The following is a 24,071-nucleotide window of genomic DNA, read 5'->3' as shown; positions in this document are numbered from 1 at the left end:
GGTCCGGAGACGGGGAGCTTATCCAGAGTCCATTCGATGCGAGCCCACAGCGCCCGACACGAGGGCGAAGTCGGGACCACAACCGACGGCGGGCCTGGACTGTCTCGAGCGACGAGGATGATGCCCTGCGCGAGGCCACCCGGCGTCTCGACCACGACGCTCGTGGACGCGTGGATGTCGGCTCGGTGCCGCATGTTGAGGTGTCGCTCGCGAGGGCGCTCGCCATCGCGTTACTAGAAGCCGAAGCAACGCAAAAGGGGCCTGGTGGCCCACAGATACACCGTGGGCCACCAGGCCCTTGTTCTCATCTAGCGGGAGCACCGCGTGGGTCAGCGGTCATCTCCTTCTGGGGGGTGGGTGTAGCGGAGGGGCTTGCCGAGGACGCTGTGCGTAGGCGATCTCGCGACGGGTGCTGTCGCCGATGTAGCCGCCGGGATTAACGACGAGGACCTCGTCAGCGAGGTCGATCTTCCTCAGATGCAGGTCATCCAGCACTGCCTTGATGCGGTCGGCCTGCTGGGAGTCGGCCCACAGCGGGTGCGGGCGTTTCATGTCGCAGCCGGGGGCAAGGACGATCCGGCCGGCCGCGGTCTCGTAGGCGTTGGCTTCGGCGAGGGCGTCCCAAAAGCGGGTGGATCCGCACAGCACGACGATGGTCGGGCGGGAGGGGGTGGCGTCGGTGGTCTGCACAAGGTGCCTTTCATCGTGGGAGTGACCGTGATGGTCAGGGCGTGGGCGGCCGCGTCCTGCTGATCCAGAAGTTCGGCGGCGTATCCACGCTGATGCCACACCTGCTCCCCAGTGGTCAGCTCGACGACTGGTGCAACGCCTTCGGCATCGCGGATCGGCCCGTCCCGATGATCAAATCGCCTTCCCAGTGTCCGGGGACCGCGCGGTCTTCGGCCTCGGCGGGGCGTTCGCTGAGGACGACGTCCGCGGTGATATGCCCCTGCGGCTTGTTCTGCGACCGCGCTCGGGGAACCCGCAGCGCCCGGCCGGTGCGCAGGTACGTGACCACCTCCCGCTTGAGCGCCCCACGGCCCTCAATGAACAGTGCCTGGTAGATCGCCTCGTGGCTGATGCGCATGGACTCATCCTCGGGGAAGTCGACCCTCAACCGGTGCGAGATCTGTTCCGGGCTCCATGCTGTCGCCCACCGCCTGTCCTGCCGGTGCGGCTTGTTCAGCCCCTTCCAGGCAGGCGTCTGCGGTCCCGCGACGACCGTCCCGTCAGGGCCGCGAACGTTCCCAGAGAGACGCTCCTGCACGTACTCCCGCAACTGGTCGTTGTCCAGGAGCTTTGCACTCTTCGGGCGCTTGGCCGCCTGCTGACCCTTCCACTGGGCGACCGTCGCGCGGTACTCCTGCTTGCCGCTGCGTGTGGCGGCGTTGCGGCGCAGTTCGCGAGAGATTGTCCCGGGGTCACGCCCCAGGGCGCTGCGATCTCGCGCACGCCCTTGCTCATCGCCCAGAGGATCGCGATCTCCTCGCGCTCTTCGAACGTGAGGTACCGCCCCGTGGGCTCGGCCAACGAGATCGGAGGCATGCCGCCAGCGTGACGAAACCACCTCGCACCCACCGGCCACGACACGCCGACCGCCAGCGACGCCTCCGCGGTCGTGATCCCCGTGGCGATCAGTCGCCAGAACTGGCGCTGCACGACCCGAGACGGGTCAGGCCGCCCCGGCGAGCGCATCGCCGGCCGCAAGGCACGGTCAGCGCGCCACTGCCGACGGCGCCCTTCCGGAACATCGCTGGTCTTCAAACTCCAGTCCGCCGTGGCCACGTCGCACACCTCCGAGATCAGGGTGTTGCGACGACCAGTTGAATCCGCCCTCTCGGCCCCGGTGGGCTTGGTGTTGGTGTGTCTTGTGGCCTGGTTTGGTTTGTTGGTGTCGGCGTGGGCGGGCTTGGTGGGGGTGTTGCGGGGGTGTGGTTGGTCGGTGGTGCGGGGGTTGGGGGGGGTGTGGTGCTGCGGCGGGTTTGACGGTTGCCGACTTCGTTGTGGGGTGGGTGGTTTGGCGTCTCTTGGGGGTGCGTTCTGTCGGCGGCGTTTCTGGTTTTGGTGGGTGTGGTTTTGGGGTGGGGTGTGGTGGGTTTTTGGGTGTGTACGGCCGTTGCTGGAAAACCGCTCGCCCGGTATCTTTTTTGGTGTTCGCTCGTGCGGGCGGGTGGCTGGGCGGCTCGGCTTCCTGGGGGTAGGCGGTTGGTGTCCTGGGGGGTGGGGGTTGTTCGGGGTGGGGTGGCTGCCGGGGTTGGGTGTGCTGCGTCTCCTTCGCCTCGTCGTTCGTGTGCTGTTCGTTGGCTGGTCGGTGTCTGGGGGAGGTTGGGGATGGTGCGGGGTGTTGCGGGGGATGTGGTGGTTGTGGGTGGGGGGCCGGTGGGGTTGTTGCTGGCGTGTGAGTTGGCGGGGCGGGGGGTGCGCACGGTGGTGGTGGAGTCGCGGGCGGGGGTTTCTCGGTGTCCGAGGGCGACGACGGTGCATGCGCGGGCGGTGCAGTGTCTGGTGCGGCGGGGGTTTTTGGGCGGGCTGGCGGCCGGGCGTGAGGGCCGTGGGGGCGGGGCGGGTGGGGGGAGTGCCGGGGGGGTGCCGGTGAGCAGCAGTGTGTTTCATTTTGCGGGGATGGCGGGGTTGGTGATTTCGGTGCCGGTGGGGGAGCCGGTGCCGGTGTTGAAGTGTGCGCAGCAGGAACTCGAGCGGCATTTCGAGGGGCGGGCGCGGGCGGTGGGTGTGCGGGTGTTGCGCGGGTTCCGGGTGGCGGGGGTGCGGCAGGGGCCGGGCGGGGTGAGGGTGACCGCGCGGGGGCCGGGCGGCGTGGTGGTGTGCCGGGGGCGCTATCTGGTGGGGGCGGACGGGGCCCGCAGTGTGGTGCGTCGTGAGGCGGGTTTTGCTTCGTGTTCCTCTCCGGCCACGGTGTCGGCGATGGCGGGCGACGTCCGCGTCGAGGGAGGCGAGGGCCTGGAGGCGGGCTGGCAGCGCACCGAGCGGGGCTGGATCGTGGCCAGGCCCCTGGAGGGCGGGTGGGTCCGCCTGCGCACGCTGAACTGTTCGGGTGCGTCCGTGGAGCGTGATCGGCCGCTGGGGCTGGAGGAGTTGCAGCGGGAGGTGGGCTGGATCACCGGCCGGGATGTGGTGTTGGGGGAGGGGAGGTGGTTGAGCAGGTTCAGTGATTTCTCCCGGCTGGCGGCCTGTTACCGCAAGGGGCGGGTGTTGTTGGCGGGGGATGCGGCGCATGTGCATTTCCCGATCGGGGGGCAGGGGTTGAGTACGGGGGTGCTGGATGCGGTGAATCTGGGCTGGAAGCTGGCGTTGGCGGTGCGGGGTGAGGCGGGGCAGGGGCTGCTGGACAGCTATGACCTGGAGCGGCGGCCGGCGGCGCAGCGGGTGATCGACCACACGCGTGCCCAGCTCGCTTTGATGCGGCCCGGTCCGGAACTGGAGCCGTTGCGGGCGCTGTTCGGGGAGTTGCTGGCCCGGGGCGGGGAGAGTGGTGTGCTGGCGTCGATGGTCTCTGCCCAGGACACCGTGCTCCCCGGGCGTGGTGACGGCTCTCCTGCTTGGGAGGGAACGTTCCTGCACAACACGGTCCTGCACACCCGCCGGGGCCCGGCGGATGTGATCGGTCTGCTGACCGAGGGCTCGCCGCTGCTGCTGCTCCTGGGCGACCGTCGCGGCACCGCCGCCGCTTGTGCCGGGCAGGCTGAGCGCTGGGCGGGCCGGGTGCGGGTGGTGCGGGCGGAGCCGGTGCCGGGTCTGCCCTGCGCGCTGCTGGTGCGCCCGGATGGTTACGTCGCCTGGGCGTCGGATGCTGAGGGGCCGGACGCCTGGGCGTCGGGGGCCGGCGGGCTGGCCGCTGCGCTGACGGCGCTCTTCGGGCCGGCCGGGGCAGTGAAGAGCCCTGGTGTGCTGGCCGGGTCGGTCAGCTGACAGTGCGGGCTCCCGCACCTGCGCGGCGTGCCGGGGGGGTGTTGCCGGGGTGGCGCGGTCCTGAGGCGGCGGCGTCCTGCCACGGGTGCGCTCCGGCCTGTCCGCCCTCGGCCGTGGTGAGGTGTGCCGTCTTCATGACGGAGCCGTCGTTGCGGCCTGTACCAGGACGCCGCCTGCCGGACTGAACCGGTATGCGCCCACCGCTGACGGAGTGCGTCTGCGGGGATACGCCGGCCGGGGCGTTGCGTGGGGGGGGCTGGTGTTCTTGGCCGGGGGGTCAGCTGACGGCTGCGGGTTGTCGTTCGGGGTGGAGGGTGGGGAGGTCGGGGTGGAGGGTTTGGAGTTCGGTGTAGACGTCTGCGCCGCGGGTGGGGGTGAGGTCGACGGCGGTGAGGATGGAGGGGACGACGACGCTGGGCAGGATGTGGCGGAGCAGGGCGCTGACGCGGGTGGGGAGGTCTTGGTAGTTGGTCAGGGCCTGGGACATGGCCTGGATGCCGGCGAAGGCGCCGACGAGGACGTCGGCGGTCTCGGTGGGGGTGACGTGGGGCAGGAGTTCGCCTTGGGTCTTGGCTTCGCTCAGGAGTTGGGTGCCGACCTCGCTCCAGCGCAGGAAGGGTCCGCTGCGGTCGAGTCCTTGGGCTTGTTGGTCGAGGGAGAGGCGGACGCCGGCCCTGACCATGGGGTCGGTTTGCAGGCGGTGGGCGTGCAGGACGACGGTGTCGACCATCTGCTGGATTTTGCAGGCGCGTTCGGGGATGGGGACGTCGAGGTCCTGGGCGTGCAGGACGCCTTCGGCGAGGTGTTCTTTGGAGGGGAAGTGGAAGTACAGGGCTCCCTTGGTCACGCCGGCGCTGGCGAGGATCTCGTTGACGGTGGCTGCCTGGTAGCCGCGTTCTTCGAAGATCCTGGCTGCCGCCGACAGGATCACGCGCCGGGTCCGCGCCGCCCGTTCCTGTTTCACCATGTCGGCCTCCTCCTGTGTGCCGGTGAGCCCCACGACCCAATAAAAAACCGTCCAGTTTGTATATTACAGGTGTTTGGCGGGAGCGGCACCCCTTCCTGTCGTGAAACGTTCAAGGAGCTCCACCCAGAGGCGTCACCACTCCCGGGGAGGGGGGTCTTGGCCGCGCTGCGGGGACGGGAGCCGGGGACCGCACCCGGCGGCGGGAGCCGCGCCCGACCGCGGCGGGGCGGGCGTTCGTGCCGCACTCCGCGAGAGAGCCGGCACCTTGCACCGAATCGGGCGGGGCGAGAGCCCGTGCAGGCCACGGAGGCGAAAGTCGCGCACCGCGCCACCCCGCCCGGAGGCGAAAGCCGCGCACCGGGCCACCCGGGGGCGAAAGCCGCGCACCGCGCCACCCCGCCCGGAGGCGAAAGCCGCGCACCGGGCCACCCGGGGGCGAAAGTCGCTGCACTGGGTCGCCCGGGGGCGGGAGTTGCGCACCGGGCCGCCCGGGGGCGGGGGTGGTGTGCCGGACGCGGGGGCAGGTGTCGCCTTCCTGGCGTGGGGTGGGAGGTGTGCGCCGTAGCTGCGGGGTGGGAGTCCGGTATGGCAGTCGCCGTCGGGGGGGCGGGAGTTGATGGGCGGTTCGCGGGGCGGGGCGGGGTGGGCGAGGGGGAGGGGTGGGTGTGGTGATTTTGGTGACTGGGGGGACGGGGACGGTGGGCCGGGAACTGTTGGGGCGGTTTGGGGCCGGCTGGCGGGTGCGTGTGATGGCCAGGGATCCGGCCCGGGTGGCCGGCTTGGTCCGGGTGGTGGGGGCGGCGGGGAGGGTGGAGGTGGTTGGCGGGGATTACCGTGATCCGCCGTCGCTGGCTGTGGCGCTGGAGGGTGTGCGGACGGCGTTTTTGGTCACGACGGATCTCGCGGGCGGTGATGACGAGCGGTTCCTGGCGGCGGCGCGGGGGGCGGGGGTGCGGCGGGTGGTGAAGCTGTCCGCCGCCGGGGTGCTGGATGAGCAGGCCGATGATCTGATCACTCGTTGGCAGCGTGGTATGGAGGATCTGCTGCGCGTCTCGGGCCTTGAGTGGACGTTGTTGCGCCCGCGGGCGTTTGCTTCCAACGCGCTGGCGTGGGCGCCTTCTGTCCGCTCTGCGCGTATCGTGCGTGCGCTGTACGGGAGTTCGCCTCATGCCTGTGTGGATCCCCGCGATGTTGCGGAGGTGGCCGCGCGGGTGCTGACGCAGGAGGGGCATGCCGGCTGTGCTTACACGCTGACCGGGCCGCAGGCCGTCACCGCGGCCGGGCAGACCGAGCAGTTGGGCCGGCTGCTGGGGGTGCGGCTGCGGTGTGAGGAGCTGTCCCTGGACGAGGCGCGCGCCGCGTGGGCATCCCGTTATCCGGCGCCGGTCGTCGAGGCGCTGCTTGAGAGCGCGCAGCGGCAGCGGGCCGGGGCGAAGGCGGGGGTCACGGACACGGTCGGCGCGTTGACCGGCCGGCGTGCGGGCACGTTCGCCGGGTGGGCGAGGGATCATCTGGCGGCCTTCGCGCCCGCCGGGTGACCGGCCGGGCCGCCCCCCCCCGGGGGGTGTCTGTCTTTTGTGAAGCGTTCGCCCGGCCGGCCCGCCGGGGGCGGCCGGCCACCCGGGGGGCGGTGGCGGGTCGTGGTCGAAGGCCCCGGCGGGTGGGGTGCCGGGCAGGTGGTCACGGCCGGCGGCCTGTGCCGCTGGGGGAAGGTGGTCGCGCGGGCCGTGGGGTCGCCTTCCTTTCTCGGCTGTTCCGGCCGCGGTCTGGCTCTGGGCCTTTGGGGTGTGGGGCGGGGGCGGGGTTTTCGTGGTGCACGTGCGTGCCACCCGGTGGGGGGAGGGGGTGCGGGAGGATGGTGGGCATGAGTGATCTCGGTGCTGCGCTGCGGGCGTGGCGGGACCGGCTGGATGCCGCGGCGGTGGGCTTCGCGCACGGTTCACCCCGTCGGGTGCCCGGTCTGCGGCGCGCGGAGCTGGCGGCGCTGGCGGGTATCTCGGTGGAGTATGTGGTCCGGCTGGAGCAGGGGCGGGTGGCGACTCCGTCGGCGCAGGTCTGTTCGGCCCTGGCGCGTGCCCTGCAGCTGTCCGGCGAGGAGCATGCTCACCTGTTGCGGATGGCCGGTCATGCGGCGGGTCCGAGCCGGGTGCCGCGCATGATCCCGGGGAGTCTGTACCGGATCGTGGACCAGCTCGCCGGCAGTCCGCTGGCGGTCTACGACGCCACCTGGCAGTTGCTGCACTGGAATCGGCTGTTCGCGGCGACGTTCGGCGATCCCACGGTCCGTGGTGTGGGAGAACGCAACGTCTTGGTCCGGCAGTTCCTGGGTGAGCTGCCGCGGGTGAGGCAGACGGCGGCCGAGCGGGCGGCCTTCGAGGAGTCCCTGGTCGCCGACCTGCGGGCGACGACGAGCCGGTACCCCGACGATCCCGACCTTGCGGCGCTGGTGTCGAGGCTGAAGCTCAGCGCACGCTTTGCCGAGCTGTGGAGCCGCCGGGCGGTCGGCGGTCACCGCAGTGCGCACAAACTCGTCCGGCATCCGGAGGTGGGAGACATCGCCTTGAACTCCGACGTCCTTGCCGCCCAGGACAGCAATCTCCGCCTCGTGGTGTACACGCCGCAGCCGGGCACCGACGCCCGCAGCAAACTCGAACTGCTCGCCACCATCGGTGTCCAGAGCATGTCCTCCCCCTGAGGCGGAGGTCCCCGGTTGTCCGTCTCCTGCGTCGGGAGCAGCGCACCGACTGGTGCGTGGTACGCGCGGTACCAGGAAGTCCCGTAGCTCCCGCCGACGCTGCCGAGGGCCCAGCATCGAGTGCGTGAACAGCGCACGACGATGCTGTCCGGCAGCCAGGAGGAGCCAGCATGACCACCACGTTCATCACCGGGGCCAACAAGTCTCTCGGTCTGCACACCGCGCGGCGGCTCCTCGCCCTGGGCCACAGCGTGATCGTCGGGGCCCGCGACCGTGAGCGCGGCCGGGCCGCGGCCGCATCACTCGGCGCCCGGTTCGTCCAGATCGACGTGAGCGACGACGCCTCGGTCCGGGCCGCGGCCGCCGACGTCGCCGCGCACGAGGGAAGGATCGACGTCCTGGTCAACAACGCCGGCGTCCTGGGCAAGGTGGGCCCCGTCGAGGAGTACACCGCGGCGGACATGAGCGCCGTGCTCGAGGTGAACGTCGTGGGGATCGTGCGTGTCACCCACGCGTTCCTGCCGCTGCTGCGCAAGTCACCGAACCCTGTCATCGTCAACGTCTCCAGCGGGATGGGTTCCTTCGGCCTGACCCAGGACCCGGCGCGGATCGAGTCGCAGTACGCCCTGCCGCTGTACGCCGCGTCGAAGGCCGCGGTCACGATGCTCACGACGCAGTACGCCAAGGAACTGAAGGACGTGAAGGTCAACGCCGCAGACCCCGGGCAGACCGCGACCGACTTCACCGGCGGCCTGGGACACAGCGTCGCCGAGGGCGCCGAGTCCATCGTGACTCTCGCGACGATCGGCCCGGACGGCCCGACGGGAGGGTTCATCGACCGATCCGGGCACCTGCCGTGGTGAGCTGGCGCTGCGAGCGCAATGGTTCACGGGCTTGGCGGTACTGCCCGCGCATGAAGCAGTTCCCCTGCACTTTAAAAGCCCTTGTTGTGCGCACTGACTTCTCGGCGGACGGTGCCTGGGACGCTCTTCGGGGGGCGTTGTATTCGCCCGGCAAGGACGGCTTCCTGGCCAACGTCGCGCTCGTCGACGACCGGAGGTAGGAGGGCTTGACGCCTGACCAGGCCATCGACCTGATCCTCCCCGCGTACCGGCATCCCCTTCCTGTGCTGGCGGACTCCGCGGCTGTCACCTCGGCCGAACTGCCCCTCCTTGTGGTGGACCTGCGGGGTGATCGTGGGTGTGGTGTCCGCGTGGTGGCAGCCGAGCTGTGGAGCATCGTGAACAACCTCTCGGGCGCGAACATGGACTTCGAGGAGTTCGCCGGTGCCGTCGACGGCGACGGTGTTTTTCGGGGCTTCTGAGTCACTGGCTGTCAGGCTGCGGCGCCTGCGGGATCGTGACCTGTGCCGTCTCCTGGACGCGGATTCTCTGCGTCTTCAGCTCGGTGTTGAGCGTTCCGTAGGTGACGTCGGGTCCGCCTGGGGTTTGCAGCAGGTGGTCTTCGTCGGGATACTCCGCCTGAACCTTGAGCAGCCTGCGGCAGGGGGCAAGCTCAAGAGCCTTGACCTAGGAGGCCCGTTCCCGACCCGCTCCTCCCGCGGGCGCGAGCGGGCTCTTGGCGGCGCGCCACCAGCGGCGTGAGATCAGCGCGGCGAGACCGGCCCCGGCGGTGTTGAGCAGCACGTCGTCCACGGACGACACCCGGTCAAGTCGAAGGACGTACTGCGCTGTCTCGACCAGGACCGAGCAGCCGGCCCCGAGCGCCAGAACTCGCCGTACCGATGCCAGCGGCGCAAACCGCAGCGGGGCGAGGAACCCCAGCGGCGCGAACACCAGAAGATTGCCGATGATCTGGCCCGTGTCCATCGCGAGCAGGTCCCGCAGCGGCAGGAGACTCACGACCGCCTGGCCCTCGTCGCCCGGCAGCAGGATCAACCAGACAGGTGGCACCGTCCCGTAGACAATGCCGACCTCAGCGAGCGACATGCGCCGCGCTCTCGCCGCCGTGGCACCGGCGAGCCTCCGCCGACGGGCCAGGGCCCACGCCGCAAACGCGGCAAACGGCAGTGCGGCCACCGTGAGGAACACCACCCCGGTGAACGTGCCGACCCAGTGCCACCCTTCGAGTCGCACCCTGCCCCCTCTACTGCGGCCCCCTTGCCATGGGCAGTCTTACCGGTGGCACATATCGGCAGCGTATGGATGCCGCGAGGAGGACGTCGCCGAGGGCGACGCGATCGACCCGCGTCGCGCGCATCTGGTCATCGAGATCGTCTCGCGGTCCAACCCGGCCAACGACTACGAAGGCAAGCTGCGGGACTATCCGGCCATGGGAGTTCCGCACTGCCTGATCATCGATCCCCGGGACGGTAGTGCCGTGCATTACTGGGCGCCCACCCGCCGTACTGGTGAGGTCACGTACGACAATCGGCAGCACTACCTCTTCGGTGACACGGTTACCGTCGCCGGATGGAAGATCGACACGGCCGGGCTGCCCCGCTACGGAGCGGACAGCGGCCTGTGAACGACACCGCGCACCTGGTGCGGTCGTGGCGCAGTCAGCGGGGGATGTCCCAGGCCAGGCTGGCCGAACTTGCGGGGACCGGACAGGCCGCAATCTCCCGGATCGAGTCCGGCAAAGACCTGCCGACTCTCGCCCTGCTGGACCGGATCGCCGCAGCACTGGACTGCCGGCTGACCGTTACCTTCACCGCCACCGAGGAAGAGACCTTCCGCCCACATCACCCTGCGCGCTAGGTGTATTGATCACGAGCGTTGTTACCGCGGGCGGTTCTTGATCGTGGCGAAGGCCCCCGTGTGTGGTGGGCGGTGCTGTCGGGCGCGGTCGTCGTTTGGGATGCGGCATGGGGGCGGTGGGGCGGGTCTCGTTGCGGTCCGGTCGGCGGTGTTCTTTGCCGTGGGCGGGCCGGGCCGGGATGGCTTCCCCTCACCCGCGTCGGTGCCGGGAGGTCGCCGTCCGGCTGGGGGTGTGGCTGCGGGTGGCGCCCTGGCCGGCCGTCTGGCGGGCGGGCGCGTTTGCCGCGTGGGCGGGGGGCGGTGTGGTGGTTTGCGCGTCCCGGTGGGTGACCGCCCGGTGCGGCCCGGGCGGCCTGTGCTCCCCCTCCCGGAAGGTTCGTGGTTTTCGGGAGGGGGAGCGCAGGCCGCGGGGGTGGTCAGTGGTGGGGTGGGGCCATGGTGAGGGTGCAGGAGAAGACGGTGGTTGCGTTCTGTCGGGCGGTGACGTGCACGCGCTTCGCACCCTGCTCGTCCGTGCTGTCGGTGGGGGTGGCTTGGATGAGGCAGGGGGTGTCGAGTTCGACGTAGCGCAGGAATTGGCTTTCGACGGTGAGGGGGAGGGTGGTGTGGCCGAGGGTGGCGGTGGCGGCTTGGCGGGCGGCTTCGATGAGGAGCATGCCGGGGACGTGGTCGAGGGGGTGGTCGAAGAGGGCGGGGTGGCGGGTGTCGACGCGCAGTTGCCAGCGGCCGGGTTCGCCGATGGGGGACAGGACCACGTCCATGGGGGACATGCGTCCGACCCTCTGGGGTGGTTCGGGGGCGGTCAGGGGCAGCACCTGGATGCCGTCGGGGCCTTGGGTGCCGCGCAGCCGCTGGTAGACCTTGGGGGGGATGCAGGTCAGTGCGCCGCCTCCGGTGGCGGTCAGGTGGCCGTCGCGGTGGATGTCCACCTCGATGCGCAGGCCGGTCAGCTCGCCGCGGCGTTCTTTGATGTCGCGGCAGCTGACCTCGAGTTCGAGGGAGGCGGGGCTGGCGGCCACGCGCATGTGTGCGGGCCGGACGGCCACGCTGAGGTCGCTGACGAGGAACTGGTGGCCGAAGGGGACGCCGTATTCGGCGTGGGCCAGGAGCAGGCCGGCCTGGCGGATCGTTTCGGCGGCGATGAGGGGGTCGTGACAGCCGTCGACGGCGGTGAAGAAGCCGTGCCCGCGGGGCCACTGGGCGGCCAGGATGAAGCGGTCCTCTTCGCGGCGTGCCCAGTCGGTCAGCATGACCTCGGCGACGCTCGCGCGGTGCACGAGTTCCTTGGGGACGGTGCTGGTCAGAGGCTGGAAGGCGAGGGCGCCGCCGCCTGCGGGGGCGCTGGGGTCCTGCGGATGCGTCATGCCGGGTATCGCGCGGTTGGTGCGGTATGTGCTCACAGACATGGACATGGTTCCCCCCGAGCCGCCGTGGCCTGGATGTGGCCGGAATGTGGGTGGTGGAGCGCCGAGGACAGTGAAGATACATACCACCCGGTTTAATTTCTAGAAGGAATGCGGAGTTCCCGTGGGCAATATGTGGAGCACCGCGTTCCCTCTCGGCCAAAGGAGCGCTCGATGCACGCTCCATCCCTGCTCAACGGGCACCTCCCGCGCCCTCGCGGCGCCCTGGAGCATCCAAGCGTCCCCGGGCCGGCGGGGGCGCCGTCCGCCGTCTTCTCGAGCCGTTCTCGAGCGGCCTGCCCGAGGATGTCCCCCATGCGAACGGCATATTCCCTGATCACAGCGGGCCGGAGGGGCGTGCGGGGCGGACCGGCGGACGCGGGGCCGCCGGGTGAGGGGGCGCGGCGGTCGCGGGAAGAGGCGTGGGCGGCCGGGGGCGGCCGGTGTGCCGGCCTTCGCGCCCCGGTGGGCCGGAAAACGGCATGAGAGCGGCCCTGGCTCCGCAAGACCTTCACGATTAAAATAGAGACCGCGTGTGCGGTTTGTTAGAATCCTGTTCGTCCACCGGGGTGGCGGCGGTTCATGCGTGAGGAGCGCACGGTCCGTATCTCGTGTGCCGTGTCGTGCGGTCCGGGGGACAGGCCGTGCCGACCCGCCCGGACACCCGCGGGTCCGCGCCCGGTTGTTCGCGAGGCCTTCTGTGACCCGTGCGCTTGGCCCTCCCGCGTTTCCTGCGCGGGCGCGGCACGTCCGCCCCGGGCGGGCGGCGGGCAGGCACGAACGTGAGAGCCGGTCCGCGGGTGCGGGCCGGCCGCAGGCAAGGGGAGATCGGGCGATGGTGAAACAGGAGCGTGCCGCGCGCACGCGGGAGTCGTTGGTGCGGGCGGCGGCCGAGGTGTTCGCCCGGGACGGCTTCGTTCTGGCCTCGCTGACCTCCATCAGCAAGCGGGCCGGGGTGAGCAACGGTGCGCTGCACTTCCATTTCGCCAGCAAGCAGGCCCTGGCGGGCGCGGTCGAGGACGAGGCGGCCGCCGTCCTGCGGGCGATCGGCGCCTCCGCGCGGGCGGGCGGCCCCCATCCGCTGCAGCGGCTCATCGACGCCACCCACGCCCTGATGGAGCGCCTGGATGAGGACGTGGTGGTGCGGGCCGGCTTCGAGCTGGGCAGCGGCCCGCCGCGCCGGGACGGGGCGGCGGATCTGCGCGGACAGTGGCAGAGCTGGGTGGAGGAGGTACTCAAGGACGCCGAACGCGACGGCCTCCTCGCCCCCGGCGTCTCCGCCGCCGACGCCTCGGTCACGGTGGTGGCGGCCACCGTCGGCTTCGAGCAGCTCGGCGCGGAGGACCCTGCGTGGATGTCGGCGCAGACGCTGGTGCAGTTCTGGGACCTGCTGCTGCCCCGGCTGGCTGCGGCCGACGTCCTGAACGGGCTGCAGCCCGGGGGGACGGCGGCTGTGGCGTCCCCCCGGGGATAACACACCAGCAGCCGTGGCCTCACGGGTGGGCGCCCTGCTTGTCTGCGGTGTGTTGCTGACCCCTTGTGTTGTTGGCCGGGCAGGGCGGTTGGAGGGGCAGACCGCGGGGTGCTGTATGGCAGGTCCGCCCCGGCCGGAACCGTTTCGGCGGGGCGGCGCGCGGGGAAACGCGCGGACCGCCGGAATTCTTTCGAAAGAAGGCGGTGGCACCGCCTCAGATCGCCATGGCGTGCGCCCGCACCACGGAACACACGAGCGTAGTAACATGTACTACATGGAGACTACGGCCCGCGAGTTCAATCAGAAGTCCTCCCAGATCCTCGCCGCAGCAGCCCGTGGCGAGACCGTCACCGTCACCAAGAACGGCACTCCCGTGGCACGGGTGGTCCCGATCAACGACACCGAGGTGCCCTCGTATCCCACTGATGCCATGGGCGACCTCGACCTCCCCGACCTCGGCCTGCCCGACCTCACCGACGACGAGATCGAGGACACCCTCAAGGGGATGGGCGCGTGAGCCTGGTCGCCGTCGCCGATACCAACGGCCTGTACCGCCTGCTCGATTCGAACCTCACCGGCCACCAGGAACACAAGAAGGCCCTGGCAGCAACCAGCCACCTCATCATCTCCCCTCTGGTCCTGGCCGAGCTGGACTACCTGATTTCAACTCGTGCCGGAGCCCACAAGGCCCTGATCGCGGCGCGCTTCATCGAACGTAACGTCGCCACCCGGCGCTTTGAAGTGCCCTCCGTCAGCACACACCTGAGCGCGGCTATCGCGGTCGCCGAAGGCTATGCGGACGCCGACGGCGGCAAAGGCATCGGCCTGACCGACGCCATGAACGTCGCCCTCGCCGCCGCCTACCGCACCGACGCCCTGCTCACCACCGACCGCCACTTCCGCATGGTCCGGCCCCTGACCGGACATCCGGCATTCCGGCTCCTGCCCGAGGATCTGTAGTCGCGGCGGCCTCGCCTGCCCCGCAGACGCCTGCTCACCGCGCCGCGCGGTGCCCTCCCGGAGCGGTTCGATCAGCTTTGGACGTCCGTGGCATTCCTCCACCGCATCACCTGGGAGCCAGCCGGGCGGTGTCGTCGACGATGCCGCGGGCGCCGACCTCAGCCCTGGAGGGGGTGGGCTCTGGTGGGGCTTTGACCTTGCGTACCCACAAAACGCCCGCGACCCGCCACGTGCCCCGCGAGCCACGGTCAGTGATCCCGGCCGCCGGCTGCGCCCGGCGGCATGAAACCGGGCGCAAAAGCAGAGGCAGTTACCCCGCTCAACGGATCGGGACGGGTGCCGTCGGGGACCAAGACATGGCAGGTCTGCGGCCGGAGGGGGTGGAGCGGCCATCGGTGCGGCAGAGCCGCAGCGTCTGCCCGAACGCATCCGAACAGGCCTCGGCCGCCGGCCGCGATGGACATCGCGACGCAGGCCACGGAAGGCGGGCTCAAGCGGTCCTGTAGCAGGCCTCAAGGGCGTGCGTGTGGGGGGATGTTGTACTGGCGGCAGGGACCGGGCCCGGCCGCGCGCACCGGGGTCGGTCTTGGTGACTTATGGGCTACGGGAGTGAGCATGAGCAGCACCAAGAGCGGCAGGGGCGGCACGTATGAGGGGTTCTCGGCCGAGGAACGGGCCGCGATGAAGGAGCACGCCCAGGAGCAGAAGGCGGCGGCGCGGCGCGGCTCGCGGGCGGACAAGGCGGCGCTGGCGGAGCAGGACGTGCTGGCCAAGATCGCCGAGATGCAGGATGCGGACCGGGTGATGGCCGAGCGGGTCCACGCCGTCGTCACCGCCAGCGCCCCCCAGCTCGCGCCGAAGCTGTGGTACGGCATGCCCGCCTACGCCCTGGACGGCAAGGTCGTGTGCTTCTTCCAGAGCGCGGCGAAGTTCAAGGCCCGCTACGCCACGCTCGGCTTCAACGACGCCGCCCATCTGGACGAGGGGGCCATGTGGGCGACCGCCTTCGCCCTGACCGGCGTGACGGCCGAGGTGGAGGAGCAGATCGCGGCACTGGTCAAGCGGGCGGTCGGCTAGCTAGGGCGCGTCTTGAGACGGGGGCGTGGTTGCCCTGCTGAGGCGTGCCTCGCGCAGGACGCGAGGTGCGGACGTGGCCATCTCGAAGTACCGAGGCTTCTGTCAGCACGGCGACATCGGCGGTCAGGGAACGACGGGCGCCGTTCTCGGTCAGCCGGCGGGCTGCGGCCACGGTGTTGGAGGTGGACCAACCGCCGATCAGCACGATGCGGGTCTTGGGGTGGAGGGGGTTGGCGGCGCGGACGATGGAGCCGCAGTCACGTTCCACCTCGCCGTTTGCGGCATCGCCGGTGCAGGCAGTGCCCTCCCAGGTGATCGCTCCTGCGTCCAGCCGGAACGGCAACGCCTGCGTCCTGGCCTCCAGGATGCGGCGGGCCACCTCGTTGTTCTTCGGTCCGCCCAAGACGAGCAGGTCGTGCTCCATCTCGTGCCCGGCAGGTGCGCCGACAGGCGGACCCCGGTGTGGCCGACCGGCGTGCCCAGTCACACGTCGGCGTACGGCGGTGCGCCGGGAATCTCCCCACCTACCCACCGGCGACGGTCGCGTTTCAGCAGGTCAGCGCATTTTGGTCGGTTGGTCGCTAGCAGTGGGGCAGCAGGTTGACGTCGTACCTGAACCCGTCCCGGTCGAGGTTGACGTCGCTGACCCACACGTTCTTGTTGTGCGTGTCGTCGTCCGTGCGCAGCCACACCGAGCTGGTGTGGCCGTTGCCGGTGTAGGTGACGCCGTAGGTGTAGCAGTAGAAGTAGTTCCGGCCCGCGTACAAGGTGCCGGCGTGGGACTCGTTGTGCCAGTCGGGGGTCCAGTGGGTCCACTGGTCGACCACCGTGGTCAGGTAGACCGGCGCGGCAGCCTGACGTACTGCCGCGGGGGCCGCGGTTCCCGCCGGGGAGGCTGCCGCCTGGGAGGCGCCGGCGAGCAGTGCGGCCGTGGCCAGCACGGCGAGGAGTCCGCTTCGTTTCATTCGCCTGGGCATGGGTGCATCTCCCCCTGGGTGGTGCCGCGGTGACGAGGCGCGTCCCGTCGGCGGTCGCTGTGGTGGGCAGGAACCTAGGTGCCGCCGGCAGGGGACGCCAGCGTTTCGAAGGAGGCCGAAACGCTGGCGGGCCGCAGCATGTCCTGCGGCCCAGGCCGGCCGGTGGGGGCCGGCGCGCCCTCACCCCGACACCGCGGCCCGCAGGGCAGGCAGGCGGCAGTCGCCTACGGTCCGGCGCGGTTGGTGGGGAAGCGGGCCGCGTCGGCGGATGAGGGGCGCCCGGCGGCGGCCGGGACCACCGTGGGGCACCGGCGCGAGGGGGCGCGAAGGAGGGGGCGTCATCCGGTGGCGAGGGGGTGCCGGGAGCGCCGGATGCGGCAGGGGCGGGCAGGGCGCCGACCTGGCAGATCGCCCCGGCGGCAGCCCGCTGGCCGTGGCGGGTTTGCCTTCACGGCAGTGAAGAGACCGTAGTCCGGCCCTGGGGGTGGTCACCGCGCAACGCGCCCCTGCGGGGGCTGCCGGCCACCGGGGAGCACGGCCTGCCGCCGGTGGCCGCCCGGCGCACCGGTTGTGCGCGACCCGGCCAGGCCGGCTGAGCGGCCATGGCCTGCCGCGCTCGCCACGAGGGCTTTCGCGCCGCAGACCCCGGCATGCGCATCCCCCCTGGCCCCGAGCGCAGACGGCCGGCCGGGGGAAAACGGCCGGCTCCCGGCTCCCGGCTCCCGGCGGGCGCGCCGCGCCCCTGTTGCCGGTGTTCACCCCGGCCCGTGAGACCGGTGAGGTCCCAGGGCCGTGGGGTTCCGGTGTCTGTTGAGCGGGGCTGAAGTGCTCCTGTAGTGCGGTGGCGGACGGTGGCGGCAGCCGATAAGGAGCGCAGATGGGTGTAGCGGGTGTGCCGCCGTTGGCGTTGCGGGTGGAGCGCGGGCGGGCCGACGATGACGAACTGGCCGCGGTGGCCGTGGTGTTGTGCTCGGTGCTGGCCGGGCGGCAGGCGGCGGCCGACGCGCAGGAGCAGGAGGGGGAGGAGTCTGCCGCTGTGCCGTCGTGGCGCCGTCCGGGCCGCCCCGGCGGGCCGTGGCGTTCCCCGCACTGCTGGCGCTAGCGCCACCGGCGCCTGGCCGCCCGCCGGCAGGCGCTGTCTTTTTTTCAGGGCTGATCCACGCGCGTGCCGCCCACCACGACACCCCACGTAAACCGCATGAACGGTTTGTTATTCGGGGCGGGGGTCCGGGCCGCGCCTGCGGGAGGGAGAGACAGTGACCGTCCTCAACGACATTCCCCCGGTGATGGCCGGGCCTTCGCACACGCGGGGGCGGGTGGCCGAGCTGCATGCCGTCCGTGCGCAGGCGCTGGCCGGGCCGGGCGAGAAGGCGACCGTGGCGCAGCACGCCAAGGGCAAGCTGACCGCCCGGGAGCGCATCGAGCTGCTGCTGGACGCCGGTTCCTTCCAGGAGGTCGAGCAGCTGCGCCGGCACCGCGCGACCGGCTTCGGCCTGGAGGCCAAGAGGCCGCACACCGACGGTGTCATCACCGGCTGGGGCACGGTCGAGGGCCGTACCGTCTTCGTCTACGCCCACGACTTCCGGATCTTCGGCGGCGCGCTGGGCGAGGCCCACGCCACGAAGATCCACAAGATCATGGACATGGCCATCGCGGCCGGTGCGCCGCTGGTCTCCCTCAACGACGGCGCCGGCGCCCGGATCCAGGAGGGCGTCTCGGCCCTCGCGGGCTACGGCGGCATCTTCCAGCGCAACACCAGGGCGTCCGGGGTCATCCCGCAGATTTCCGTGATGCTCGGCCCGTGCGCGGGCGGCGCTGCCTACAGCCCCGCCCTGAGCGACTTCGTGTTCATGGTGCGTGAGACCTCGCAGATGTTCATCACCGGCCCCGACGTGGTCAAGGCCGTGACCGGCGAGGAGATCACCCACAACGGCCTGGGCGGCGCCGACGTGCACGCCGAGACCTCCGGGGTGTGCCACTTCGCCTACGACGACGAGGAGACGTGCCTGGCGGAGGTCCGCTACCTGCTCTCCCTGCTGCCGCAGAACAACCGGGAGTTCCCGCCCCGCCTGCCGTGCACCGATCCCCCCACCCGGCGCGGCGAGGTGCTCCTGGACCTGGTCCCGGCGGACGGCAACCGCCCCTACGACATGGCCAGGGTCATCGAGGAGATCGTCGACGACGGCGAGGTCCTGGAGGTCCACGAGCGCTGGGCGCGCAACATCATCTGCGCGCTGGGCCGGCTCGACGGCCGGGCCGTCGGCATCGTCGCCAACCAGCCGCAGACCCTGGCCGGGGTCCTGGACATCGAGGCATCCGAGAAGGCCGCACGGTTTGTGCAGATGTGCGACGCCTTCAACATCCCCCTCATCACCCTCCTGGACGTCCCCGGGTTCCTGCCCGGCGTCGGCCAGGAGCACGGCGGCATCATCCGCCACGGCGCCAAGCTGCTGTACGCCTACTGCAACGCCACCGTGCCCCGGATCTCGCTGATCCTGCGCAAGGCCTACGGCGGCGCGTACATCGTCATGGACAGCCAGTCCATCGGCGCCGACCTCACCTACGCCTGGCCCACCAACGAGATCGCCGTGATGGGAGCCGAAGGCGCCGCGAACGTCATCTTCCGCCGCCAGATCGCCGAGGCCGACGACCCCGAGGCCATGCGGGCCCGCGTGGTCAAGGAGTACAAGTCCGAACTCATGCACCCCTACTACGCGGCCGAGCGCGGCCTGGTCGACGACGTCATCGACCCCGCCGAGACCCGCGAGATCCTCATCCGCTCCCTCGCCATGCTGCGCACCAAGCACGCCGACCTGCCCTCCCGCAAGCACGGCAACCCCCCGCAGTAACCCGGCAGTCGGCCGCGCGCCGGGCCCTTCCGGCGGCCCTGGCCGCTTGCCGCTCACCGCTCGCCGCGGGCCCGAGGGGGGCAGGGGCGGGATGTCTCCCTGGGTGGCCGGCAGCGCTCTGCCAAAAGTGTGTACGAATGCGAAGCACGCCCCGATGGGTGCCGGTGTACGAGCCCGGGCGGATACGCCCCTCCCGCATTGACAAACCGACCGTGCTGTTTTTTACTCGTGTTCAAGCGGGAGCCTTGGCACACCGTCCAGGCTTCCAAGCGGTGGTCCCCGCGACGTGGACCTGTACGCAACCGGCACCGGACACAAGGGGGAAGACAGTGGACATCGAAGTTCTGGGCGCGCTGTCGCTACGCGAGCACGGCATCTCTGTCACACCGACCGCCCCCAAGCCGCGGCAGGTGCTGGCCCTGCTCGCACTGCACGCGGACCGGGTGGTCCAGGTCTCCTCCCTGATCGAGGAGCTGTGGGACGACGAGCCGCCGCGCAGCGCCCGCACCACGCTGCAGACCTATGTGCTGCAGCTGCGCGAACTCATCGGCGAGGCGCTGGCCAAGGCGGGGGAGGAGGGGGTGACCGCCAAGGACATCCTGGTCACCCTGCCCGGCGGCTACCGGCTGAACAGCCGCGGCGGCCGGGTCGACTTCCGCGAGTTCGAAAAGCAGGCCGGGGCGGGCTACCGGGCCATGGACGCCGACGACTTCTCCGGCGCGGCCCGCCGGCTGCGCGAGGCGCTGGCGTTGTGGACCGGCCCCGCGCTCGCCGACGTCACCGCCGGCAGCCGGATCGGACTGGAGATCAAGCGCCTGGACGAGGCCCGGCTGTGCGCCCTGGACCAGCGCATCGAGGCCGACCTGCGCCGCGGCCGCCACCGCGAGCTGCTGTCCGAGCTGACCGTCCTGGTCAACCGCCACCGCATGCACGAGAGCCTGCACGGCCAGTTCATGGTGGCCCTGCACCGCTCCGGGCGGCGCGGTGACGCCCTCAACGTCTACCAGCGGCTGCGCACCACCCTCGTGCGCGAGCTGGGCCTGGAGCCGTCGGCGACGCTCAGCCGGCTGCAGCGCTCCATCCTGATGGCCGTCCCCGAGACCGTCCCCGCCCGCGACGCGGAGATCAGCGGGCCGCCCATGGCCCGGATGGGCTGAACGCGCCTTCCGCACACCCCCGCACGGCCGGCCGCCTCGCACCGAGCGGTCCCCCCACCGGCCCCCGCACCGACACCGGCACGAACCGCCAGACGGCCCGAACGCCGCACCACGACCTCCTGCCCCCGCGATGAGCAGCCCCGCACTGCGGTCGCAGGCAGGCGATCCCGCCGGTGAAGACCATGGCCGCCCTGCCGGGAAGGCTGTGATGCCGGGCCGGACCCCGAAACGAAACTTCCCCGGGGGCGAGGAGCGCCCCGGACAGCCGCCCGAACGGAAACCGGCTGGACCCGGGGAGCGTGAACGCCCGCATCGCAGGGTGCGCATCCCCCTATCCGGCCGCCGCACCCGAGCGGGCCCGACGCCGACCTCGACGCCGAGCCCCAGAGCCACAATGAGGACCAGGTGTAGGCGCACCCGCCTCGCGCACACCGCAGCGCCTTGGCCGGGCGGCCGCGACGACACCCGGGCCCATCGGCCAGGCCGCAGAGACGGATCCCGCACCACCGGGCACCTGTCGATTCCTCCCCCTCACCCGGCCTCGCACCGCCCCGCCGTCCGCCGCCTCGTCCTCCGGTCGGCTCCGAGCCGGAACTTCCAGCGGTAGCGTCCTCCCCGACGCGCATGAAGGTCGCCGGGCGGCGCGGGTCGCAGACCTGGTCGATGCCTTCCCAGCAGCGGACGTCGGCCTACGCCGTCCCTCGCCTCCGGCGTCGTGCGCCGGTGCTCCGTCGGCGGCCGTCCCGGCCGTGGCCCGGCCGCGCGCCGCCGCAGCGCACAGCCGCCGGCACAGCCTTTCGCCTCCGTCTGCGGACGCAGCGCCTTTTTCCGAACCCGTCCCCTTGCCTGCCCACCCGCATCCCCCGACGGCCTGTGCCTGACCGCCGGCGGCTTCAGCGGCGCCGCGAAAGCCGTGGCCCGGTCGTCGCCGGCCGTGCGGGGAAGAGCCCGGCGTCGGTGGGAACTCCCGCCGGCCGTGAGGCGCAGCCCGGGGCGGAACCGGGCAGAGGCCCATGATGCCCAACCACCCCGCGCCCTCTGCCCCGGCCCCTTCCTGCCTCCTGCCGGCTCTCTCCGCCCTCCTGAGGCGCCCTGCGGCCCTTCGCGGTGCCCTGCGGCCTGCGGCCTGGTGCCGGCCCACCCCGCCCGCGTCTTCGCTCTTTCGTCCGGTGAGGGCGGCGGCGTGCACGCCGCGTTTCGTCCGGTGATCCGGAGTGCGGCCGGGAAAGCAGAAGGGGATCTGTCGTTCCGGCGCCGGACGTAAGGCGCGGCACGAGAACGGCGGAAAAGAAACCCCGGTTCCAGCGGAATTATGGGCTCATTCGAGTTCCCGTGGTGTGTTCTGTCTGCCCTTGCGCCGGGTGCTCTTGGCGGCTTCGTTTTTTCTGCCGGCGGTCCGGGGGCGTATCAGGAATAGGTGACTCCGCCCCGGCGGGAGGGGTGCGGCAAGAAGGTCACTCAATGATTCCTCGACTATATCCGAGGGCCGGGTTGCGGCGGGATACGGTGCGCCTCGTCCATGTGTCGCGGGAAAGCACGTTCGGTCCCCGCCTGGCGCAATATCGACGAACCTCGGGCACTGATTCGCACACCGAATCGGAAACCGACTACAGCCGTCGAGGTACGGGGAGGAAGCCATGAAGATTTGTGTTCTTGGTCCACTGAGTGCCGACGTCAACGGGATGTCGATCGTCCCGACGGCCGGGAAGCCGCGCCAGATCCTGGCCCTGCTCGCCCTCTACCCGAGCCGGGTCATGCCGGTGCCCACGCTCATGGAGGAGATCTGGGGCACCGAGCTGCCCCAGAGCGCCCTGACCACCCTGCAGACCTACATCCTGCAGCTGCGCCGCCGGCTCGGTACCGCCATGGGGCCCGGCGCCCCCGGCACCGCCAAGGACGTGCTCGCCACCCGGCACGGCGGCTACCTGCTGCAGATACCCGCCGACGCGGTCGACGTCCACGCCTACGAGCGCCTGGTCACCGAGGGCCAGCAGGCCTTCGAAAAGGGCGACGACGCCCTGGCGGCCCGCACCTACCGCCAGGCGCTGGAGCTGTGGCAGGGGCCCGCCCTGGTCGACGTCCGGGTCGGCCCGGTGCTGGAGATCGAGGCGATGCGGCTGGAGGAGAGCCGGCTCGTCACCCGGGAACGCCGCATCGACGCCGACCTGCGCCTGGGCCGGCACGCCGAGGTCACCGCCGAGCTGATGGACCTGACCGCCCGCCACCCCGAGCACGAGGGACTGCACTCGCAGGCCATGGTGGCGCTGTACCGCTCCGGCCGGCAGGCCGCCGCGCTCGACGTCTACCACCGGCTGCGCCGCCGCCTGGTCGAGGAGCTGGGCGTGGAACCCTCGCCGCAGCTGCAGCGGCTGCACCAGGCGATGCTGGCCGTCGACCCCCAGCTGGACGTGACCTCCTGCCCCCGGCGCACCTCCACCTTCGACCTCTACGCAGCCTGACACCGCCGCACCGCCGCACCGCCGCGCCGTACCGACGCACCGCACCGCCGTACCGCAACCGCCGGGTGGGCCGGTGGGTTCAGTCCACGAGGCCCAGATCCCTCAGCAGGGAGCGTTCCAGCGCGGTCAGGGGCACATCCGGGCGCAGCCGCTCGGGATGGCCGGGCGGGGGTGCGTTAAGCAGCCGGGCGGCATCGGCCCGGGCCGTCTCGCCCGCCATCTGGACGGCGCCGGCGGCCACCAGGCACTGCCAGACGCAGGACGCCAGGGCGCGGGCGGCCCGCCGTAGGCGCCGGGCACCACGAAACGCCATCACCACTCCTTCGGGCGGCGCACGCCGCCCCCTGCCCGTCACCGTCGGCCCCTGCGCTCGCGAACCGCCTGACACGGTCTCGAACCCCAATCCGGCGGACCCCGGGGGAGTGTCCTTAGACGGTTCGCCGAGGAAAACCGGGCGGCGGCGGGGTGGGAGGTCGGGCACCCTGGCGGGGTGTCTGAGCTGCTGTGGGCTGACGTGGCGTACTTCTTCGATCCGGACTTGATGGGGTCGCTGCCGGATGTGCGTGTGCCAGGTGCCGCGATTCAGGACTGGCAGGCGGTCCTCGACCTCGTCGGTGAGAGCGGCTGGACGTGGCAGTACGCAGAAGGCGAGGCGGTGCTGCCGATGCCCAGGGCCCAGGCGGTGCTTTCCCTTCCGGTTGACGCCGACTGCCCTGAGCTGCGGGTGCGGCCGGCAGACGATGTGCTGGCGATCTTCCGTTTCCATGCGGCCGAGGAGATCGATTTCGATGTGGATCTCCGTGAGCTTCAGGGGCAGGAGCGACTGGATGTGTTGTGTGGCTTTCTCCGGGCGATCGGGCGACGGCTGGGCAAGCCGGTGCTGATGGATCCGGAAGGCGACTGTGGCCATCCGGTCCTCGGGTTCGACGTTGAAGCCGACCGGGTCGTGCTCCTGGCCGAGCCGCCGGGCAGGTGAGTGCTGCCGCCGGCCGGGGTGCGGAGAGGGGTGCGGCGCGGATCATCGTGAAAAGGACGCCGGCTCCACGTGCGGCAGGACAGAGCAGGGCCTCGCCGGGGACAGAGGCCGACGATCCGCCGCATCGCCGGCCCGGGCGGACGGGCGATGCGGCAAACCCATGTCCCTGGCCACCGCGAGCGGCAGGGGTCACACGCTCATTCAACGGGGGAGCAGTCACGCGCGACGCGGCCACGCCGGCCGCGGACGGCCGCGGCAGCGGCAGGAGGGGCTGTGGCATCCCCAGCACCCCGCAGGCACCCCGGCGGACCGTGGGCCGGTCCGTTGAGGGCCACGGGGCGCACCCCCCCCGCGTCGCCCGGCCCGCACGCCCGTGCTCCCGCCCCCGCACCCCAGTGCCCCCGTGCCCCCGCCCGGGCCCGCAGGGTCG

At 71.4% G+C, this 24,071-nt stretch carries 22 protein-coding genes and 2 pseudogenes; 16 read left to right on the top strand and 8 right to left on the bottom strand.

The window, feature by feature from the left end; all coding sequences use genetic code 11:
• Positions 1 to 336: 336 nt before the first annotated feature.
• Together ACIGDI_RS33885 and ACIGDI_RS33880 are read right to left on the bottom strand one after the other, a co-directional pair.
• Complete coding sequence (locus ACIGDI_RS33885; RefSeq protein WP_399904839.1) at positions 337 to 690, bottom strand: hypothetical protein; 354 nt, start codon at positions 688 to 690, stop codon at positions 337 to 339.
• 121 nt (positions 691 to 811) lie between these two features.
• Positions 812 to 1,545, bottom strand: a pseudogene (locus ACIGDI_RS33880) (transposase); the annotation flags it as partial.
• Positions 1,546 to 2,331: 786 nt separating this feature from the next.
• On the opposite strand from ACIGDI_RS33880, the gene ACIGDI_RS33875 reads away from it, so the two are divergent.
• Positions 2,332 to 3,927 carry an FAD-dependent monooxygenase gene (locus tag ACIGDI_RS33875; protein ID WP_399904836.1) on the top strand — a complete coding sequence of 532 codons (1,596 nt, stop codon included), beginning with the start codon at positions 2,332 to 2,334 and terminating at the stop codon, positions 3,925 to 3,927.
• 277 nt (positions 3,928 to 4,204) lie between these two features.
• Here the strand turns inward: ACIGDI_RS33875 and ACIGDI_RS33870 are convergent, their stop codons facing one another.
• A complete protein-coding gene (locus tag ACIGDI_RS33870; RefSeq protein ID WP_399904833.1) occupies positions 4,205 to 4,894 on the bottom strand; it encodes a ScbR family autoregulator-binding transcription factor in 690 nt (229 codons plus the stop codon).
• Between the two features lie 668 nt (positions 4,895 to 5,562).
• Between ACIGDI_RS33870 and ACIGDI_RS33865 the strand changes: the two genes are divergently transcribed.
• The 4 genes and pseudogenes from ACIGDI_RS33865 to ACIGDI_RS33850 all read left to right on the top strand — a co-directional run bounded on the left by ACIGDI_RS33865 (position 5,563) and on the right by ACIGDI_RS33850 (position 8,913).
• Complete coding sequence (locus ACIGDI_RS33865; protein ID WP_399905307.1) at positions 5,563 to 6,432, top strand: NAD(P)H-binding protein; 870 nt, start codon at positions 5,563 to 5,565, stop codon at positions 6,430 to 6,432.
• A gap of 326 nt (positions 6,433 to 6,758) precedes the next feature.
• Positions 6,759 to 7,589 (top strand): helix-turn-helix domain-containing protein, encoded by an 831-nt coding sequence (locus ACIGDI_RS33860; RefSeq protein WP_399904830.1) that lies wholly within the window; start codon positions 6,759 to 6,761, stop codon positions 7,587 to 7,589.
• Positions 7,590 to 7,759: 170 nt separating this feature from the next.
• Positions 7,760 to 8,452 (top strand): SDR family NAD(P)-dependent oxidoreductase, encoded by a 693-nt coding sequence (locus ACIGDI_RS33855; RefSeq protein WP_399904827.1) that lies wholly within the window; start codon positions 7,760 to 7,762, stop codon positions 8,450 to 8,452.
• A gap of 50 nt (positions 8,453 to 8,502) precedes the next feature.
• Positions 8,503 to 8,913, top strand: a pseudogene (locus tag ACIGDI_RS33850) (DUF6924 domain-containing protein).
• 205 nt (positions 8,914 to 9,118) lie between these two features.
• On the opposite strand, the gene ACIGDI_RS33845 reads toward ACIGDI_RS33850, so the two are convergent.
• Positions 9,119 to 9,685 (bottom strand): VanZ family protein, encoded by a 567-nt coding sequence (locus ACIGDI_RS33845; protein WP_399904824.1) that lies wholly within the window; start codon positions 9,683 to 9,685, stop codon positions 9,119 to 9,121.
• Between ACIGDI_RS33845 and ACIGDI_RS33840 the strand changes: the two genes are divergently transcribed.
• Together ACIGDI_RS33840 and ACIGDI_RS33835 are read left to right on the top strand one after the other, a co-directional pair.
• On the top strand, positions 9,648 to 10,076 hold the full coding sequence (locus tag ACIGDI_RS33840) for a Uma2 family endonuclease (protein WP_399904821.1): 429 nt from the start codon (positions 9,648 to 9,650) through the stop codon (positions 10,074 to 10,076). The two genes, ACIGDI_RS33845 and ACIGDI_RS33840, sit on opposite strands and share 38 nt — an antisense overlap.
• Positions 10,073 to 10,309 carry a helix-turn-helix domain-containing protein gene (locus ACIGDI_RS33835; RefSeq protein WP_399904818.1) on the top strand — a complete coding sequence of 79 codons (237 nt, stop codon included), beginning with the start codon at positions 10,073 to 10,075 and terminating at the stop codon, positions 10,307 to 10,309. Before ACIGDI_RS33840 ends, ACIGDI_RS33835 begins: the two co-directional genes overlap by 4 nt.
• Before the next feature lie 416 nt (positions 10,310 to 10,725).
• Here ACIGDI_RS33835 and ACIGDI_RS33830 read toward each other — a convergent pair whose 3' ends face one another.
• Positions 10,726 to 11,715, bottom strand: a complete 990-nt coding sequence (locus ACIGDI_RS33830; RefSeq protein ID WP_399904815.1) for a ScbA/BarX family gamma-butyrolactone biosynthesis protein — start codon at positions 11,713 to 11,715, stop codon at positions 10,726 to 10,728.
• Between the two features lie 832 nt (positions 11,716 to 12,547).
• Here ACIGDI_RS33830 and ACIGDI_RS33825 point away from each other — a divergent pair.
• The 4 genes from ACIGDI_RS33825 (at position 12,548) to ACIGDI_RS33810 (ending at position 15,223) form a co-directional block, all read left to right on the top strand.
• The gene (locus ACIGDI_RS33825; protein ID WP_399904812.1) at positions 12,548 to 13,186 is read left to right on the top strand and encodes a ScbR family autoregulator-binding transcription factor; all 639 of its coding nucleotides are present in this window, start codon (positions 12,548 to 12,550) and stop codon (positions 13,184 to 13,186) included.
• Positions 13,187 to 13,460: 274 nt separating this feature from the next.
• A complete protein-coding gene (locus tag ACIGDI_RS33820; protein ID WP_272179278.1) occupies positions 13,461 to 13,703 on the top strand; it encodes a type II toxin-antitoxin system Phd/YefM family antitoxin in 243 nt (80 codons plus the stop codon).
• Entirely contained in the window at positions 13,700 to 14,146 is a 447-nt protein-coding gene (locus tag ACIGDI_RS33815; RefSeq protein ID WP_384818740.1) for a PIN domain-containing protein, read from the top strand. Before ACIGDI_RS33820 ends, ACIGDI_RS33815 begins: the two co-directional genes overlap by 4 nt.
• A 615-nt stretch (positions 14,147 to 14,761) precedes the next feature.
• Entirely contained in the window at positions 14,762 to 15,223 is a 462-nt protein-coding gene (locus ACIGDI_RS33810; RefSeq protein ID WP_399904809.1) for an iron chaperone, read from the top strand.
• Here the strand turns inward: ACIGDI_RS33810 and ACIGDI_RS33805 are convergent.
• Together ACIGDI_RS33805 and ACIGDI_RS33800 are read right to left on the bottom strand one after the other, a co-directional pair.
• A complete protein-coding gene (locus ACIGDI_RS33805; RefSeq protein ID WP_399904807.1) occupies positions 15,204 to 15,647 on the bottom strand; it encodes a hypothetical protein in 444 nt (147 codons plus the stop codon). The two genes, ACIGDI_RS33810 and ACIGDI_RS33805, sit on opposite strands and share 20 nt — an antisense overlap.
• A gap of 157 nt (positions 15,648 to 15,804) precedes the next feature.
• Positions 15,805 to 16,200 (bottom strand): hypothetical protein, encoded by a 396-nt coding sequence (locus ACIGDI_RS33800; RefSeq protein ID WP_399904804.1) that lies wholly within the window; start codon positions 16,198 to 16,200, stop codon positions 15,805 to 15,807.
• A gap of 877 nt (positions 16,201 to 17,077) precedes the next feature.
• On the opposite strand from ACIGDI_RS33800, the gene ACIGDI_RS33795 reads away from it, so the two are divergent.
• From ACIGDI_RS33795 to ACIGDI_RS33780, 4 genes are all read left to right on the top strand, one after another.
• Positions 17,078 to 17,302, top strand: coding sequence for an acyl-CoA carboxylase subunit epsilon (locus ACIGDI_RS33795; RefSeq protein WP_399904801.1), 225 nt, complete (start codon positions 17,078 to 17,080; stop codon positions 17,300 to 17,302).
• Positions 17,303 to 17,486: 184 nt separating this feature from the next.
• The gene (locus tag ACIGDI_RS33790; RefSeq protein WP_399905304.1) at positions 17,487 to 19,049 is read left to right on the top strand and encodes an acyl-CoA carboxylase subunit beta; all 1,563 of its coding nucleotides are present in this window, start codon (positions 17,487 to 17,489) and stop codon (positions 19,047 to 19,049) included.
• 329 nt (positions 19,050 to 19,378) lie between these two features.
• A complete protein-coding gene (locus ACIGDI_RS33785) occupies positions 19,379 to 20,206 on the top strand; it encodes a BTAD domain-containing putative transcriptional regulator (RefSeq protein ID WP_399904798.1) in 828 nt (275 codons plus the stop codon).
• A 1,637-nt stretch (positions 20,207 to 21,843) separates the two neighbouring features.
• Complete coding sequence (locus tag ACIGDI_RS33780) at positions 21,844 to 22,665, top strand: BTAD domain-containing putative transcriptional regulator (protein WP_399904795.1); 822 nt, start codon at positions 21,844 to 21,846, stop codon at positions 22,663 to 22,665.
• Positions 22,666 to 22,744: 79 nt separating this feature from the next.
• Here the strand turns inward: ACIGDI_RS33780 and ACIGDI_RS33775 are convergent, their stop codons facing one another.
• A complete protein-coding gene (locus ACIGDI_RS33775; protein WP_399904794.1) occupies positions 22,745 to 22,978 on the bottom strand; it encodes a DUF6059 family protein in 234 nt (77 codons plus the stop codon).
• A gap of 177 nt (positions 22,979 to 23,155) precedes the next feature.
• Between ACIGDI_RS33775 and ACIGDI_RS33770 the strand changes: the two genes are divergently transcribed.
• Positions 23,156 to 23,641, top strand: coding sequence for a hypothetical protein (locus tag ACIGDI_RS33770; RefSeq protein WP_399904791.1), 486 nt, complete (start codon positions 23,156 to 23,158; stop codon positions 23,639 to 23,641).
• Positions 23,642 to 24,071 lie beyond the last annotated feature (430 nt).

Source organism: Streptomyces sp. NPDC085900 (genome assembly GCF_044540925.1).
GTDB classification, from domain to species: domain Bacteria; phylum Actinomycetota; class Actinomycetes; order Streptomycetales; family Streptomycetaceae; genus Streptomyces; species Streptomyces gilvifuscus.
The sequence above is the reverse complement of the archived record's forward strand: the minus strand, read 5'-3'. Positions and strand labels throughout refer to the sequence as shown.